Raw genomic sequence first — 15,202 nt, 5'->3', positions numbered from 1 at the left:
CCGCTCTTGCCTCTGCGCCCGTCGATTTTTTTATATGACGGGCATTTTTTGCTCTGATGACCGGTTAACTTATTTTGGTCTCAGTCGCTAGGCGAAATTGACGTTGGTGCCGCCTCACGTCGCTTTGATCAGGATAAATCGCAAGTTCTGCGTCATCTTGTGGCAAAAATGCGGCGGTCTCAGCAACTATCGAAATGCATCGCCTGGCCGCGTTGTGCCGCAAGTTGTGCGGCCAATCCCATTCTCACCGCCCAGGCCCCATCCTGCAGCGAGACCTCGCAGCGCGCGCCGTTCCGCACCGCGTCCAGGAATCGGACATGCTGATAATAGGTGGCACCGTTGTGGTCGCCCGCATCCAGAAGGGTCGGGTCGACGGGTATTTCCACGATGCGCGGCGCCTTCGGGCTTCGCGGGCTGACAATGACCAGCGGCACCGGCGCCTCCGATGCGGGGCCGGGCCAGAATCGGGTGGGTCCGGGCACCAGCGCCTCGATCTTGCCAGCGGGGCCGACAGCCGACAGCTCCTCCTGGTAGCGGGAACCTTCGGCGTACATGCAAAGCTCAAGCATGGCGCGGGCGCCGTTGGCGAAATCGACGATGACATAGGCGCTGTCCCAGATGTCGGGCACCTCCTCGCCATAGCGTTCGTCGAGGTGGTTCACCTCCTGCCCGGCGCTGGCCATGATCCGCACCGGGTCGGACTTCAGGATCAGGCGCATCAGGTCGAAGAAGTGGCAGCACTTCTCCACCAGCGTGCCGCCGGTGTTGCGGTTGAAGCGGTTCCAGTCGCCGACCTTCGGCAGGAAGGGAAAGCGGTGTTCCCGGATGGTCAGCATCTTCACCCCGCCGGTCGCGGCCTCCACCTGCTGCAGGAAGGTCGCGACAGGCGGCATGTAGCGGTATTCCATCGCCACCCAGATCGGCGCCGGGTAACTGGCCGCGATGCGCGCGACGCGTGCAGCATCCTCGGGCGCGGTATAAAGCGGCTTCTCCATCAGGATCGGCAGCGGCCTCAACTCTGCAATCCGTTCGAGCTGCGACAGGTGCAGGTGGTTCGGACTGGCGACCAGCAGCGCGTCGAGGTCAGGCTGGGCCAAAAGGTCCTCGACAGAGGAGACCTGCCCGGCCCCGGGGGCAAGGGCGCGTGCCGCGCCAGCCATCGCCTCCGAAGGCTCGTAGATGGCGGCGACGCGGGCATTGGGCAGAAGGGCGATGTTGCGCAAGTGCTCCTGCCCCATCATTCCGCAGCCGATGACACCGTAATTGACGGTCGCGAGAGAGATGTCCTTCATTTCAGCCGTGCCACGTATGTTGCAACTGTGGTGTCGATCCAGCCGCGCGACACCTCCGCGCGCGCGCCCTCGCGCGAGAAACTGATGCGCGAGGCCAGGAGCGTCGGTGTGCCGGCGGCCAGGCCGTAGGACGCTGGCGCCCAGTCGGGCACTGGCGCGACGGTCATCCGGTCCTCCACCCGGCCGATCATCAGCCCAAGCTTGTCGCGATAGAACAGGTACAGCGACTCCGACAGGTCGGCGCGGGTCATCCTTGCCGCGTAGGAGGCGTCGAGGAAGACCTCCTCGAGGATCGCGGGCACACGGTTCAGACGGCGCAGGCGGCGGATGCGCCACGCCTCCCTGTCCGTTCCGAACGCCGGGAGGTCATCGGGCTTCGGCACCCTTGCCACGTCGAGGACCTCGGCCGTGGGCAGGCCGCCGCCTTCCAGCAGTTCGACCCGGAAGAAGGCATAGACCGCCTGCACGTCGGCCCGCGCACGGATATAGTTGCCCGACCCCTGCACCCGATCCAAGAGCCCCTTCTCCGTCAGGTCAGCCAGCGCCTTGCGCAGCGTTCCGACGGAAATCCCCAGCTTGGCGGCGTAGTCGCGTTCGGGCGGCAGGCGCTCCCCGTCCGCGAGGCGCCCGGCATTGATCTCGCGGATCAGCATCTCGCTGATCTGGAGGTACAGGGGCAGGGCGTAGCGGTCGGTCATTGCGCGCAATCCGAAATTGATACACCATTGATCTACCCAAAATCCGCGGCTAAGCAATATGGAAAATGCGGACCGGAGACATCTTATGACCGTTGTGCCCATCACCTCCCCCGATCTCGACGCCGCCGAGGTGTCATGGTTCGCGGCGCTCTGTTCCGACGACTACGAATACCTCGGAGTTCCTGAGGGCCGGTTAAGGTCGTCCTGGGCGCATTGCTCCTCCATCGTGCGGGAGGCGGAGCAGCAGGGCTTCCGCAACATCCTCTGCCCGTCGAGCTACCAGGTGGGGCAGGATACCCTGTCCTTCGTCGCGGGCTGCGCGCCGATCACCTCGAAGATCAACATGCTGGCCGCCGTGCGCTGCGGCGAGATGCAGCCCATCATGCTGGCCCGCACCATCGCGACGCTGGATCACATGCTGGAGGGACGGCTGACGGTGAACATCATCTCGTCCGATTTCCCCGGCGAGAAGGCGGACAGCAGCTTTCGCTACCGCCGCAGCCGCGAGGTGGTGGAAATCCTGAAGCAGGCCTGGACCCGCGACCAGATCGACCACGACGGCGAGGTCTACAGCTTCCATGGCCTGACGACCGATCCCGCCCGCCCCTACCAGACCGGCGGACCGCTTCTCTACTTCGGCGGCTACTCTCCGGACGCGCTGGAACTGTGCGGCCAGCATTGCGACGTCTACCTGATGTGGCCCGAACCCAAGGACCAGATCGCGGAACAGATGAAGGCGGTGAACGCGGTGGCGGAACGTTATGGGCGTACGCTGGACTACGGCCTGCGCGTCCATGTCATCGTCCGCGATACGGAGGCCGAGGCCCGCGAATACGCCGAACACATCACCTCGAAACTCGACGACGAGATGGGCCGCCTGATCCGCGAACGTGCGCTGGACGCGGGCTCCCTTGGCGTTTCGCATCAGGCCCGCGCGCGCGAACTGGCGGACCAGTACGGTTATGTTGAGCGGCACCTCTGGACCGGCATCGGCCGGGCGCGGTCGGGCTGCGGGGCGGCGATCGTCGGCTCCACCGACCAGGTGCTGTCCGAACTGGAAGAGTACCGCCGGATGGGCATCCGCGCCTTCATCCTGTCGGGCTATCCGCATCTGGACGAATGCCGCCACTTCGGCAGCCGGGTCTTGCCGCACCTGAAGACCTGTTCATTGCCCGAAGCTTACGGCAGGGTGCCGGCCACAGCCCCCGACACGCCGCTTGCCGCAGGAGCCCGCCGATGACCCCCCGCATCCAGATCACCGACGACCTTTCATTCTCGCGCCTCGTCTACGGCATGTGGCGGCTCGGCGACGATGCCGACACCTCGCCGGAGCACGTCCGCAACAAGATCGCCGCCTGCCTCGACCAGGGCATCACCACCCTCGACCAAGCCGATATCTACGGCGGCTACATGGCCGAGGAGATCCTGGGCGGCGCCCTGACCACCGCCCTGCGCAAAGAGGTCGAGATCGTCACCAAATGCGACATCGTCGCGCCCGTGGGCCGGCACGCCGGGCACCGGGTGAAACACTACGACACGACGCGCAAGCACATCCGCAGCTCGGTCGATGCCAGCCTGAAGCTGATGCGGACCGATCACATCGACCTGCTGCTGATCCACCGCCCCGACCCGCTGATGGACCACGTGGAAACCGGTGCGGCGCTGGACGAACTGATCGACAGCGGCAAGGTCCGCGCCGTGGGCGTGTCGAACTTCCGCCCGTGGGACTGGGAACTGCTGCAATCCGGCATGACCACCCCGCTGGCCACCAACCAGATCGAGATCTCGCTGCTGCATCGTCAGCCGCTGACCAACGGCGACCTCGCCTTTCACCAGCGGCACGGTCACCCGGTCATGGCATGGTCGCCGCTTGGCGGTGGCGCCCTCTTTGCGGAATCCAGCGCGCCCCTGCGCGCGCGGCTGAACGGGATTGCCGAAGAACAGGGCGTTGATGCCGCAGCGGTCGCCGTCGCCTGGCTAATGACACATCCGGCAAGCATTCTGCCGGTCCTGGGCACGAACACCCTTGAGCGTATTGCCCGGATCGGCGATGCCTCCCGGGTGACGCTCGACCGGGAGACATGGTTTGAACTCTATACCCTCGCCCTCGGCCACGAAGTGCCCTGAGGCCCGCCGGTGACACAGTCCACCGGCCACGAGAGCTTTGATCCGGCGGATGCCGATCCCCGTGCCTTCCGCGCGGCACTGGGCCGTTTCGCCACGGGCGTGACCGTGATCACCTGCGAAACGCCAACCGGGCCACTGGGGATCACCGCGAACAGCTTTGCCAGCCTGTCGCTGGAACCGCCGCTGGTGCTGTGGTCGCCGGCGAAGGCTTCTTCGCGCTACCCGTTCTTCATGGCGGCCAAGCACTTTGCCATCCATGTCCTCGGGGCAGAACAGGAAAGCCTCTGCAAACGTTTCGCGCAGGCGGGCGACGCGTTCGACGGCCTGGATAGGGCCACCGGGCCGCACGGCGCACCGCTGATCGAAGGCTGCCTCGCCCGGTTCGAATGCGAACTCTACGCGGCACATGACGGCGGCGACCATTCGATCCTCGTCGGTCACGTCCTTCGGGTCACGGCCCGCCCCGGCGCGCCGCTCCTGTTCCATGCCGGCCTGTTCGGGCGGCTCGCCTGATCCACGACGATGCCTGAAAGGCGTATCCTGAACGGGCGCTTCGGTAGGTCAAGCATATCCCGAAATCGGGAGAGATTCCCAAATCATCAACGGAAATCGGCGAGTTGTGGGGTAACTCCGAAGATTTCCATTGCACACCTGCTACTTGCATTGTCTGGTCAACGAGATCACGATTTAGTCATCCATACTTCCTTCCCATTGATCAAAGGTCTGCCATGCCTCTGACAACGCATTTCCTGAAGACGCTGAGCCGCATCTTCGTCGCCTGCTGCGCCGCGGCGGTGCTTTCCGGCGCCCCCACCCATGCCGAGACGATGGACGCCGACGATTTCACCCAATTCGACCCGGCGCAGGCGCGGCTCGGGCGGTTGCTGTTCTACGACAAGATCCTGTCCGGCAACATGAACATCAGTTGTGCCACCTGCCATCACCACACTCTGCATGGCGCAGATGGCGTCAGCCTCGGCATCGGAGAAGGTGGGTATGGCCTTGGGCCCGACCGCCTGTCCGGCCTTGTCGGCACCACCCGTGTGAAGGCCCGCATTCCGCGCAACGCCCCGGCGCTCTGGAACCTCGGGCACAGCGACCGCCGCGTGCTGTTCCATGACGGGCGGGTCGAGGCGGACGCGGACCAGCCCTCCGGGTTCCGCACCCCGGCACAGGACCAGACGCCCTCCGGCCTGAACTCTCCCCTCGCGGCGCAGGCGCTTTTCCCGATGACCTCCGCCGACGAGATGAAGGGCCGTGCCGGCGACAACCCGGTGGCCGACGCCTTCGAGGCGAGCTTTACCGAAGGCTGGGACACCATTGCGCAACGCGTGCGCGACAACCCCGGGTACGAGGCCGCGTTCCTTGTCGCCTACCCGGAAATGACCAGCGCCGACGACATCGGCATCGTGGATATCGTCAACGCCATCGCCGCCTTCATCGGGACGGAATGGCAGAGCTTCGACAGCCCCTACGATGACTACCTGCGCGACGGCACGCCGCTCGAACCGCTGGCCGAGCGCGGGCGGGAGCTGTTCTTCGGCGACGCCGGCTGCGTGACTTGCCACAGCGGCCCGCTGTTCACCGACCAGAACTTCTATGCCGCGGGCGTTCCGCAGTTCGGGCCCGGCCGCAAGTTCGAAGGCAACCTCCTGCCGGTGGACATGGGCCGGATGGAAACCACGGGCGATCCGGCGGACGCCTACAAGTTCCGCGTTCCAAGCCTGCGCAACGTCACGCTGACCGGGCCGTGGGGGCACAACGGTGCCTACAGCGACCTGCGCGACATGATCCGCCACATGTGCGATCCGGTCACGACACGCGCCCGCTGGTCGCCCGGCATGGCCCGCCTGCCCGATGTGCCCTGGCTGAGTATCGAGGACTTCACCATCGTCACCCACCGCGAGGAACAGCAGCGGCAGGCCAGGGCACTGGACATCGTGCCCGTTGCGATGGTCGAGGAGGACATCGTCGCATTGGAGGCCTTCCTCGGGGCGCTGACCGGCAAGACGGCGCTGCAGCGCCCACTGGGCAGGCCAGCAAGGGTGCCAAGCGGGCTGCCGGTGGACTGAAGGCTTAGGGACCCGAAACATCCTGCGGCGCGGCTGCCATGGGGCCGCGCCTATTCCATGGCCGTAGTGGCCCTCAGACGCGCCGTTTCTTCAGGTCGCGCCACAGCATGCGGGAGCGCTGCTTGTCGTCGAGATCCAGAAGAAGCTGCGCCAGATCTTCCTCCACCACACACCTCGCCGCGCCCTTCATCGAGAACCAGCGCCGCTTGCGTTGCTTGCGCTCTTTCCAGTCGCGGCGCAGCGTTTCGACCAGCATGGGGTAGACGCGGACGGTGCAGGGCACGATGCACCCGTTGGACAGGATCTTTGCGTAGCTGAAGGACCCGATGGGCTGGCGCCCCACGTGACCGACCGCGCCTGCCTCTTGCAGGGCCTCGATCTCGGCCGCGGTCCAGGGTTGCTTTCCGTCCATCTGCCAGCCCTTGGGCATGACCCACCTGCCGGTGTCACGAGAGGTCACCATGAGGACCTGCAACCTGTCCTTGTCGCTCCACCGCAACGGCAGGGCAGCGATCTGTTCGCCGACCACTGGCATGTGACGTGTCGTGCTCCTCCGCCTCCCGGCTCGCATGTATCGTCGGGGTGGCCTACCGCATTCGGGTAAAGCGGACATGAACCCGGACACATCCTCCAGCCGATGAGGGTAGTGCCACAGACCCGGTCCGGCAACGATCAAGCAGCACCGTCGCAGGGTCGTCGCCCCCGATCACCTGCCAGAGGGGATACGGAGAAGGGTGATGCACCCTGCCATTCAGCGTGTGGGTTCATAAAGGTGGCATTGAGGGGTCAAACCAATTTGGCTTTGGCGCTTTCAAGGGACGAACCCGCTGAAACCTTCGCCGACAGCCAGTGGAAGAGGGGCAAGAGACCGACGGTTATGACCAACAGCACCGCCGCCAGCTGGAACGTCGCCGCGAGCGTCACCCGCTCCGAAACCTGCCCCGCAACCATCGGACCGGCCGCGATGCAGACATAGTAGACGGTGAAAAAGAGACCCATGCCCAAGGATCGCGACGCAGGCGGGAGTATCAGCGAGGGCAGACTGACCATGGCGCCCACTGCCACGCCCGAGGACAGACCGATCGCTACGACACAGGCGACCGAATTCCCGATGACCGAGCTAAGCACGACGAAGAACGCGAAGCTCAGGTTTCCCAGCGCGATGATCTGGAACCTGCGGCCGCTCCGATCCGCCAGAGTCCCGGCAATTGGTCCCATGATGGCAAGGCACCAGAGCACGATTGATGTCACCGAGCCCGCCTCTGCGAGGCCCATGCCCCGGCTGACGAACAGTTGCGGGCCAAAGCTGAACACGATGGCCAGCGCTGCATTGTAAAGGCCCCAGATCGCACCCGACACCAGCACTGCCCACAGGAGGGCGCCACGCACACTGCCGGACATTGCCACGGCGGATTGCGCGCCATCCCGGGGCGCCCGATACATCGCCCACAGTCCAAGCAGCGCCACGGCGATCAGCCCGGTGACAAGACCCATGGCAAGCGTCAGCCCACCTGACACCGCAACGACCGGCAAGCCGATCAAGGCAACCGCGATCCCGACCGGCCATGAATTGACGAAAACGGCCATCGCCAGGCTGATCTCCCGCCCCGCGAACCAGTCCGACACCATCTTGGTCAGCAGCACGTTCAGAAAGACGCCTCCCACGCCGGAGAAAAGGCGTCCAAGGAGTTGCATGGACCAGTCGCCCGACACGGTCATCATGCCCCCGCCGATCAACATGAAGCCCAGCCCCGCGAGAACGACCTGCTTCTCACCGAAGTATCGCCCAAGCGCCCCGCCAGGCGCCGCGATGAAGATGCCGGGGGCAAAATACAGGCCAATCAGGATGCCGACATCGGCAAGGCTGACGGCAAAGGCATCCTCGATAACCGGGGACAGTGCAGCGACCATCTGGAACTGTATCGCCATGGTCATGCGCACCAGAAACAGCAGAGCCAATATGCGCCATCTTTGCGGAAAGACTTGCTGAGGCATGCGGACCTGCTCCGATTGACGTCTGTGACCAAAGTATTGCGGCAGACTACATTGGCCCCCGGAAGCAGCATATCGGCCAGACGCATCAAGTTTCATGCTGCACTTGCCCGATAAGCCCTCATGCAAATGCGGTATTGGCAAGCCTGCAGGTGCCAAGCAAGATGGTTTGCGTCAGCCATTTTCGAGGCCCGACAGTGGACAAGGAACGATTGAGCGGACGGGAAACCGAGATCGCACGCGCCTATGCCAGCGGCGGCACGTACCACCGGATCGCGGACCAGCTTGGCATAGCGCCGTCCACGGTGCGCACGCATCTGGCATCGATCTACCGAAAGCTCGGCATTTCCTCGAAACTGGAACTCTTCAAGATCCTCGAAGGCGACGCGGTCGCGACAAGCGAAGAGACCGACCAGGCCGCGATCATCTCGGAACTGGCCCTGAGCCTCGAAGAGGCGCTCAGCCGCGAACAGGCGATTGGCGAAGTCCTTCGCATCATCAGCCGGTCGGAGGGCCGGATCGACGACGTCATCGAAGCGCTTCTGGGCTACGCCCTGGAGCTCTGCGACGCGCAGTTCGGATTGTTGCTGACCTATGACCCGGGCACCGGATTTACCGCGCGATTCATGAAGGGCATACCACCGGCGTTCGAGGACTGGTGGGAGGAGCGCGGCAGCTACAGGCCGAGCCCGCAGACGGCAATCGGCAGGCTCGAGAGGAGCCTGGATGTCGTCAACATCCCCGATGTGCGGGCTGAGCCGATCTTTCGCCAGAACGATCCCCTCCGCCACGCAACGGCTGTGCTGGGCGGCGCGCGTTCCTTCACGGCGATCCCGATGCTGGCTGGAAAACGCCTCATAGGGGCGTTCACGATCTATCGTCAGCAATTGCGTCCGTTCGACGAAAGAACCGTCCAGATCGCCCGCAGCTTTGCGGACCAGAGCGCAATCGCCATCGAGAATGCAAGAATGATAGGGGCGCTGCGTTCGAGCATCAAATGTTAGACGAAATGGTTTGCGCAGGATCGAAACCCGCGCCGTTCCAGCCTTTCAAAAGCCCGTTGACCTGCGCCCTGCCCCTTCCACCGGGCCACGATAAAGTCCGCTCCGACGCGGAAACGTATAGAGGAGCGACCGAGGTTTAGCGAAGAGCAGGCATTGGGACGCTGAAGGAACCGGACACCGCTTCGTTCAACCCCTCTGCCTTGCGCCTTATCGCTTGCCGCAGCGAGAGCCGCCTACTGAAAGAGCATCGGAGACAAGAAAAAACCGCACCGGAGGCACCGGCGCGGTTTTGAAATTCTGGCGGACCGAGGAGGATTCGAACCCCCGACCCCTTGATTCGTAGTCAAGTACTCTATCCAGCTGAGCTATCGGTCCGTGAGGCGTGCATGTACCGTCCGTGTCCGGGATGCGCAAGGGGCATTCTCGAGATTTTTCAACTCATGTCCCCCATCGGCAGGCGGATCTCGAAACACGACCCGGTCTCGTCGCTGCGCTTCAGTGCCAGCGTGCCGCCGTGGCCCCGGATCAGCTCCGACACGATCGGCAGACCCAGACCCGAGCCGCCCTTGCGTGCGCCGCCCTGGAACGGCTGGAACAGGTGCTCCTTCGCCTTGGGCGGCAGGCCCGGGCCGGTGTCCGTCACGTTGATGACCCAGGCCTCGTCCTCCGCCCAGGCGGCGACGGAGATCTCGCCCGGCTTGCCGGTGGCGATGATTGCCTGCCGCGCGTTGCGGACGAGGTTGGCGAGCGCACGGTAGATCTGTTCCGGATCGCCCCGGATCATCAGGCTGGCAGGCACATCCTCCGACAGCGAAAGGTCGGAGTCGCCGATGGCCAGCCGCTCGGCCTCCAGCACCTCGTTGGTGAGTTCGGCGAAGTTGAACAGGGTCAGTGAGGGTGCGGGTTCCTCCGCCCGACCGAAGGCCAGCGTGTTCTCGCACAGCGACACGGCGCGCGAGATGGAGTTCACCAGCTTCGGCGCCATGCGCTTGACTGCCGGGTCCTCGGACATCTCGATCCGGTCGGTGAACAGCTGGGCCGAGGTCAGGATGTTGCGCAGGTCGTGGCTGACCCGCGCCACCGCACCGCCCAGCTGGGCCAGCCGCTCCTTCTGGCGCAGCGCCTGCGTCAGTTGCGTCTCGAGCGCCTGCAGCGCCTGTTCCGCCTCGCGCAGTTCCCGGACCCGGGCCGAGGGCGCGATGATGCGGCGGGCGTCTTCGGGCGCTTCGGCGTAACGCATCATGTGGCCGATCACGCGCTTGATCGGGTGCACCATCAGCCGCCGGACGGCAAGGAACAGCAGCAGGGCGGTCGTGACCGAGATCGCCGCCGACAGCAAAAGGATGCGCAGCCCGTAGTCGACCATGGCGGTGCGCAGTTCGGTTGTGTCCATGGTCACTTCGATCAGCTGGCCCGCGTCACGCGACGGGGCGCCGATCACCCGGATGATCGCCGGCTCACCCGCAATCAGCCTGTAGAGCGCGTCCCGCATCAGGTCCCAGGCGCTCGCTTCCCGCAGGTCGAAGGTGACGTCGACCTCGCCCGGAATCGGAGAGGTCAGCACCAGTTGCCGCATGGAGTCGCGGCGGAGCACGACGTTGAAGACGCCTGCATTGTCCAGCAGTTCCGCCTCCAGTTCCTCGGACAGCATGTCGTCGGCCAAGAGCGCGAGGGACGCGATCTGCGCCCGCTCCAACCGCGACTCGAGGAAGTCCTCGCGGAAGCGCGCGATCGAGGGCACGAAGATCAGCACTTCGGCCAGCATCACGAAGATCACCGTGAGAAACAGGAAACGGCCAGAGAGCGAGGTCAGCATTGGGAGGTCAGCATGGGGCGGTCAGGTCAATTTCTCAGGGCAGCCATCGTTGGATCAGGCGCACAACCGTCTTCACGGTCTGGTTTTCGAACAATCTGGGGGAAAAATAGGCTCCGGCCACCCGTTTGTTAATCTCTCCAACAGTCGGATAGGGCGAAACCATCGCAGAAATTGCGCTCATCTTGAGATTGTTGGCAATCACCATCGACCAGAAGTTCGCCAGTTCACCCGCCTGGGGGCCGACGATGGACACGCCCACAGGCCGGCCGCGAACCACCATCGCCTTGATGAACCCCTGCGCGGACCGCTCGGCGACAAGCCGGTCGTTGTGGCCGAAATCGAAGCGGGCGACCTCAAGGCGATCTCCGTGCGCGGCGCGCGCCTCGGCCTCCGTCAGTCCGACCTGCGCCAGTTCCGGGCGGGTGTAGGTGGCGCGCGGGATGTGGGCGGTGCCGGCCTTCGCAGGCAGACCAAGCACGGCAGAGCGGACGACGATCCCGGCGTGGTAGCCCGCCACATGGGTGAACATCAGCCCCCCTGCCGCATCGCCTATGGCGTAGACCTTACGGTTCGTGGTCTTCAGCGCGGCGTCCACCTTGATCCCGGTGCCCGTCGTCTCGATCCCCGCGGCGTCGAGGCCGAGGTTCTCCGTATTCGCGCGCCGTCCCACCGCGACCAGAAGGTGAGAGCCCGCGATCTCGCGGCCGTCCTCCAGAACCACCGACACGCCATCCGCCTCGGTGCCGCCGACGCGCGTGACCTTTGCCTCCTCGATCACCTCGACGCCCTCGGCGCGCATCGCCTCCAGCACGCGGGCGGCGCACTCGGGGTCTTCACGGCCAAGCGCCTTCGCCCCTTCCAGCACCATCACGCGAGAGCCAAGCCTGCGGTGCGCCTGCGCCATTTCCATCCCTATGGGACCGCCGCCGATGATCAGCAGGTGCTCCGGCCGCGTCTTCAGCGACCAGAGCGTCTCGTTCGTCAGGTATGGCACCTTGTCGAGCCCGGGGATCGGCGGCACCAGCGGGGTAGAGCCGGTGGCGATCACGATCCGGCGCGCGGTGATCCTGTTGTCGCCTGCCTCCACCTCGGTCGGCGCCACGAACCGCCCGAAGGCACGGATGACCCGCACGCCGAAGCCCTCGAACCGTTCCTGGCTGTCGACCGGCGCGATCTGTTCGATGACACCGGCGACGTGATCCTGCACCGCCGCATAATCTGTGTCCGGCGTGACGTTGGCGATGCCGTAAGAGGAGAGTCGCCCCATCATGTGCGCCCGGTCCGCCGCGGCAATCAGCGCCTTGGACGGCACGCAGCCGTAGTTCAGGCAGTCGCCGCCCATCTTGTGGCCTTCCAGAAGAATGACGTCGGCGCCCATCTGGCTGGCACCCGCGGCGACGGACAGGCCACCCGACCCGGCACCGAGGATGAGAATGTCGCAGGACAGCTTTTGCATGGGTCAGGTGCCTTCCCGGGTCTTGGTGATATTAGGCTTGGTTTAACGGGCCATGCCGATGGTATCCGGCGCAAGGGCGGCGAAGGCGAGGACACTCGCCCCGCCCTTCCTTGCAAAGGGCCGGCAGCTCAGATCTCGCGCTTTCCGCGCACAGCCTTGATGACCATCGGCAAGGCCGCCAGCGCGCAGAGGGCGAGGATCGGGCCGATCACATGCGGCTCCCACAAGATCGACAAGTCCGGCGTCTCGCCCCGGTTAAACACCTCGCCGACACCGACGCCGATCCACGTGAACACGATGGCCCCCGGCACGATGCCCAGTGCGGTGGTGAAGACGTAGTTGCGAAAGCGCACCCCGACCAGCGCGGGCAGCAGGTTCGCGACAAAGAACGGCACGGCGGGCACGAGCCGCAGCAGGAACAGCACGCTGATCTCGTTTTCGCGCAGCCCGTCGCGCAGCTTTGCGATCCGCCCTTCCGACGCATCCATGCGCGCCGACAGCATTTCACCCAGACCGGCGCGGGCCGCGAGGAAGATCAGGCAGGCGCCCGCGGTCGCCGAAATCACGTTCAGCACGGTGCCGCCCACAAGCCCGAAGAGGAACCCGCCGGTGATCGACGCCACCGCGGCGCCCGGCAGGGAAAAGCCGACGATGGCCACGTAGATCAGCACGAAGGCGGCGGCGATTAGCACGAAATGGTCGTCGCGCAGGGCAATCAGCGCATCGCGGTTCTCGGCCAGCGTCTCGAAGCTGAGGGTGTCGCGCAGCGTAAACACACCGAAAAGCGCAACCGCAGCGATCAGGATCAGCGGCAGGTGCCGCTTCAGTCCGGCCGCGCGGGCCCTCGGGTCTGTCATTTCGCTCATGGTCCTGTCCCTCGTGTGCGGCCATCCTGCCCCAAAGATGCGCCGGGCGCCTCCCCGGAAACAGGGTTCTCACACCCGCTTGATCTTCGGGACGCGGAAACGTGACAAACACGGGTCCGGCGCTCCGGTTCTGAAACATTGGCAGCCCGCGAAGTCGGGGCACTGTAACAAACGGAACTGCCGTGAAGCCGGTTGCGCAACAGGCTGAAATCGCTCACTACGGCGGGGCGCGCGGCCATTTGCCGTGTCATTTGCCTGCGCCGTTACGACAGCGCAGAAGTTTCTCAACAGGTGTTTGACAAGTGAAGTCCTCTTCCCTATAGGCAGGGCTTCCAACGTCCCTGGCGGGCGACTCGCACTGTCTTCTCGCCTGCCAATGAACCGGAGTAGCCGCGATGAAACGCACCTTTCAACCGTCCAACCTCGTCCGCAAGCGCCGCCACGGCTTCCGTGCCCGCATGGCAACCAAAGCCGGCCGCAAGATTCTGAACGCCCGCCGCGCGCGTGGCCGCAAGAACCTCTGCGCCTGAGCCTGACCAGCAAGGACGACACGGCTGGCGCCGTCATGGCGCCTTCGAAAGCCGCCCCGGTTGAAGCCGAGGCGGCTTTGTTGCCGTTGACGGTCATCAAGCGTCGGCCGGATTTCCTGAAGGCGGCGCGCGCGCGTCGCGTGCCCTGCGAAGGTTTCCTTCTGCAGGCCCGCAAACGCGACCCCGGTGAGGCCGAAGGCCCGCGGGTCGGCTTCACCTGCTCAAAGAAGGTCGGCAATGCCGTCGCCCGCAACCGGGCCAAGCGCCGCCTGCGCGAGATCGCACGTCTGGTCATGCCCGGACGCGTGCACGCAGATCACGACTACGTCCTGATCGGGCGCTCGGAAAAGACCGCCGACCGCCCCTTCGATCTGCTTCAGGACGATCTTCGCAAGGCCCTCGCGGTCGTCCACGGGGGGCGGGAATGACCCCCGCCGCCTGGCTGGTCTCGCTGCCTGTCCGGGCCTATCGGCTGGTGGGATCGCCCTGGGTCGGCCACGGCTGCCGCTACCATCCCACATGTTCTGCCTACGCACTGGAAGCGCTTGAAAAGCATGGCGCTTTCCGGGGGACGTGGCTCGCCGCGCGGCGCATCGGCCGGTGTCACCCATGGGGTGGTTCGGGCATCGACAACGTCCCCGACTGAGCGCCTGCCTGATGCCGGTCGGCCACAGCGGAACAATCTTTCGCCCGTGGCCGCAAGCATCTCTCCATTTTTCGGCTTTTCCTGCTAACAGGGCGGCGCACGTCAACCTGACAGAGAAGGAGTGCATGATGACCAAGCAAAATGCGCCCCGCAAGGCTGTCCCGATGACTGCATGGGGCCTGCGATCCGCAGCCTATCGCTGCGCCGCGTAAAGCCCCCCGCCTCTGACCAGAGGCACACTTTCATCACACATCCATAAACCGCTCCACACCGGCCCCATGCCTTTCGCATGACCCGGTCCCCGGCTCGGTCCTTTCTTCAAGCAGGAGCCCTTGGCGTCTGTGCCTTGGGAAGTCTCTCATGATCACGATTCCAAATCCGTCGCCCGTTCGCGGCGAAATCAGCACTCTCATCAGCCGGCACGGTGCCCTTCCGGTGCTGCGCGCCGTGCTGTTCACCCTGCTGTCCCGCCAGGGCCGCAAGCGGCGGCCTCCGCCGGTGTTCGCCAACGAACTGCCCCCGCACCTGCGGCGCGATCTCGGCCTTCCGCCCCAACAGCGCAGCCTGCGGCCCGGACTGCCGCCGAGCGCCGGGCTGTTCTGACAGAGGCCGCGCGGCTGCCACGCCGCGCGGATCTGCGCTGTAGCGGGCCATGCCGTGCGCGTCGCCATTGCGCGGCGGCATCCGAACGGCTAAGCCGCCG

16 protein-coding genes and 1 tRNA gene are annotated in these 15,202 nt (G+C 65.2%); 9 read left to right on the top strand and 8 right to left on the bottom strand.

All coding sequences use genetic code 11. The features are described 5' to 3' along the window. Nucleotides 1–179: 179 nt before the first annotated feature. Together QNI11_RS00885 and QNI11_RS00880 are read right to left on the bottom strand one after the other, a co-directional pair. Nucleotides 180–1,292, bottom strand: coding sequence for a Gfo/Idh/MocA family protein (locus QNI11_RS00885; RefSeq protein ID WP_283981986.1), 1,113 nt, complete (start codon nucleotides 1,290–1,292; stop codon nucleotides 180–182). After that, nucleotides 1,289–1,990 carry a GntR family transcriptional regulator gene (locus QNI11_RS00880; RefSeq protein ID WP_283981985.1) on the bottom strand — a complete coding sequence of 234 codons (702 nt, stop codon included), beginning with the start codon at nucleotides 1,988–1,990 and terminating at the stop codon, nucleotides 1,289–1,291. Before QNI11_RS00880 ends, QNI11_RS00885 begins: the two co-directional genes overlap by 4 nt. 85 nt (nucleotides 1,991–2,075) lie before the next feature. Here QNI11_RS00880 and QNI11_RS00875 point away from each other — a divergent pair, with 85 nt between their 5' ends. The 4 genes from QNI11_RS00875 to QNI11_RS00860 all read left to right on the top strand — a co-directional run bounded on the left by QNI11_RS00875 (nucleotide 2,076) and on the right by QNI11_RS00860 (nucleotide 6,189). After that, entirely contained in the window at nucleotides 2,076–3,230 is a 1,155-nt protein-coding gene (locus tag QNI11_RS00875; protein ID WP_283981984.1) for an LLM class flavin-dependent oxidoreductase, read from the top strand. Further along, a complete protein-coding gene (locus QNI11_RS00870) occupies nucleotides 3,227–4,117 on the top strand; it encodes an aldo/keto reductase family oxidoreductase (protein WP_283981983.1) in 891 nt (296 codons plus the stop codon). Before QNI11_RS00875 ends, QNI11_RS00870 begins: the two co-directional genes overlap by 4 nt. Before the next feature lie 9 nt (nucleotides 4,118–4,126). Then, nucleotides 4,127–4,630, top strand: a complete 504-nt coding sequence (locus QNI11_RS00865; RefSeq protein WP_283981982.1) for a flavin reductase family protein — start codon at nucleotides 4,127–4,129, stop codon at nucleotides 4,628–4,630. Nucleotides 4,631–4,845: 215 nt separating this feature from the next. Further along, entirely contained in the window at nucleotides 4,846–6,189 is a 1,344-nt protein-coding gene (locus QNI11_RS00860; protein ID WP_283981981.1) for a cytochrome-c peroxidase, read from the top strand. 73 nt (nucleotides 6,190–6,262) lie between these two features. Here QNI11_RS00860 and QNI11_RS00855 read toward each other — a convergent pair whose 3' ends face one another. Together QNI11_RS00855 and QNI11_RS00850 are read right to left on the bottom strand one after the other, a co-directional pair. Next, entirely contained in the window at nucleotides 6,263–6,724 is a 462-nt protein-coding gene (locus QNI11_RS00855; protein WP_283981980.1) for an NUDIX hydrolase, read from the bottom strand. Between the two features lie 251 nt (nucleotides 6,725–6,975). Continuing rightward, nucleotides 6,976–8,184 carry a CynX/NimT family MFS transporter gene (locus QNI11_RS00850; protein WP_283981979.1) on the bottom strand — a complete coding sequence of 403 codons (1,209 nt, stop codon included), beginning with the start codon at nucleotides 8,182–8,184 and terminating at the stop codon, nucleotides 6,976–6,978. Nucleotides 8,185–8,378: 194 nt separating this feature from the next. Here QNI11_RS00850 and QNI11_RS00845 point away from each other — a divergent pair, with 194 nt between their 5' ends. After that, nucleotides 8,379–9,185 carry a LuxR C-terminal-related transcriptional regulator gene (locus QNI11_RS00845; protein ID WP_283981978.1) on the top strand — a complete coding sequence of 269 codons (807 nt, stop codon included), beginning with the start codon at nucleotides 8,379–8,381 and terminating at the stop codon, nucleotides 9,183–9,185. 298 nt (nucleotides 9,186–9,483) lie between these two features. On the opposite strand, the gene QNI11_RS00840 is transcribed toward QNI11_RS00845, so the two are convergent. The 4 genes from QNI11_RS00840 to QNI11_RS00825 all read right to left on the bottom strand — a co-directional run bounded on the left by QNI11_RS00840 (nucleotide 9,484) and on the right by QNI11_RS00825 (nucleotide 13,323). Next, a tRNA-Arg gene (locus QNI11_RS00840) sits at nucleotides 9,484–9,560 on the bottom strand. A gap of 58 nt (nucleotides 9,561–9,618) precedes the next feature. Then, entirely contained in the window at nucleotides 9,619–11,001 is a 1,383-nt protein-coding gene (locus QNI11_RS00835; protein ID WP_283981977.1) for a HAMP domain-containing sensor histidine kinase, read from the bottom strand. A gap of 34 nt (nucleotides 11,002–11,035) precedes the next feature. Further along, nucleotides 11,036–12,457: an NAD(P)/FAD-dependent oxidoreductase gene (locus tag QNI11_RS00830; protein ID WP_283981976.1), complete on the bottom strand. Its 1,422-nt coding sequence runs from the start codon at nucleotides 12,455–12,457 to the stop codon at nucleotides 11,036–11,038. 128 nt (nucleotides 12,458–12,585) lie between these two features. Beyond that, nucleotides 12,586–13,323: a TVP38/TMEM64 family protein gene (locus tag QNI11_RS00825; RefSeq protein WP_283981975.1), complete on the bottom strand. Its 738-nt coding sequence runs from the start codon at nucleotides 13,321–13,323 to the stop codon at nucleotides 12,586–12,588. A 395-nt stretch (nucleotides 13,324–13,718) separates the two neighbouring features. On the opposite strand from QNI11_RS00825, the gene rpmH reads away from it, so the two are divergent. From rpmH to QNI11_RS00805, 4 genes are all read left to right on the top strand, one after another. After that, nucleotides 13,719–13,853, top strand: coding sequence for a 50S ribosomal protein L34 (gene rpmH, locus QNI11_RS00820; protein ID WP_005854912.1), 135 nt, complete (start codon nucleotides 13,719–13,721; stop codon nucleotides 13,851–13,853). Nucleotides 13,854–13,888: 35 nt separating this feature from the next. After that, nucleotides 13,889–14,281 (top strand): ribonuclease P protein component, encoded by a 393-nt coding sequence (gene rnpA / locus QNI11_RS00815; protein WP_283981974.1) that lies wholly within the window; start codon nucleotides 13,889–13,891, stop codon nucleotides 14,279–14,281. After that, nucleotides 14,278–14,499 carry a membrane protein insertion efficiency factor YidD gene (gene yidD / locus QNI11_RS00810; RefSeq protein WP_100928251.1) on the top strand — a complete coding sequence of 74 codons (222 nt, stop codon included), beginning with the start codon at nucleotides 14,278–14,280 and terminating at the stop codon, nucleotides 14,497–14,499. Before rnpA ends, yidD begins: the two co-directional genes overlap by 4 nt. A gap of 360 nt (nucleotides 14,500–14,859) precedes the next feature. Further along, on the top strand, nucleotides 14,860–15,102 hold the full coding sequence (locus QNI11_RS00805) for a hypothetical protein (RefSeq protein WP_283981973.1): 243 nt from the start codon (nucleotides 14,860–14,862) through the stop codon (nucleotides 15,100–15,102). Nucleotides 15,103–15,202: the final 100 nt, after the last annotated feature.

Origin of the sequence: Sagittula sp. MA-2 (genome assembly GCF_030126985.1) — a bacterium.
GTDB lineage: Bacteria > Pseudomonadota > Alphaproteobacteria > Rhodobacterales > Rhodobacteraceae > Sagittula.
This window is presented reverse-complemented; position numbering and strand designations above follow the sequence as displayed.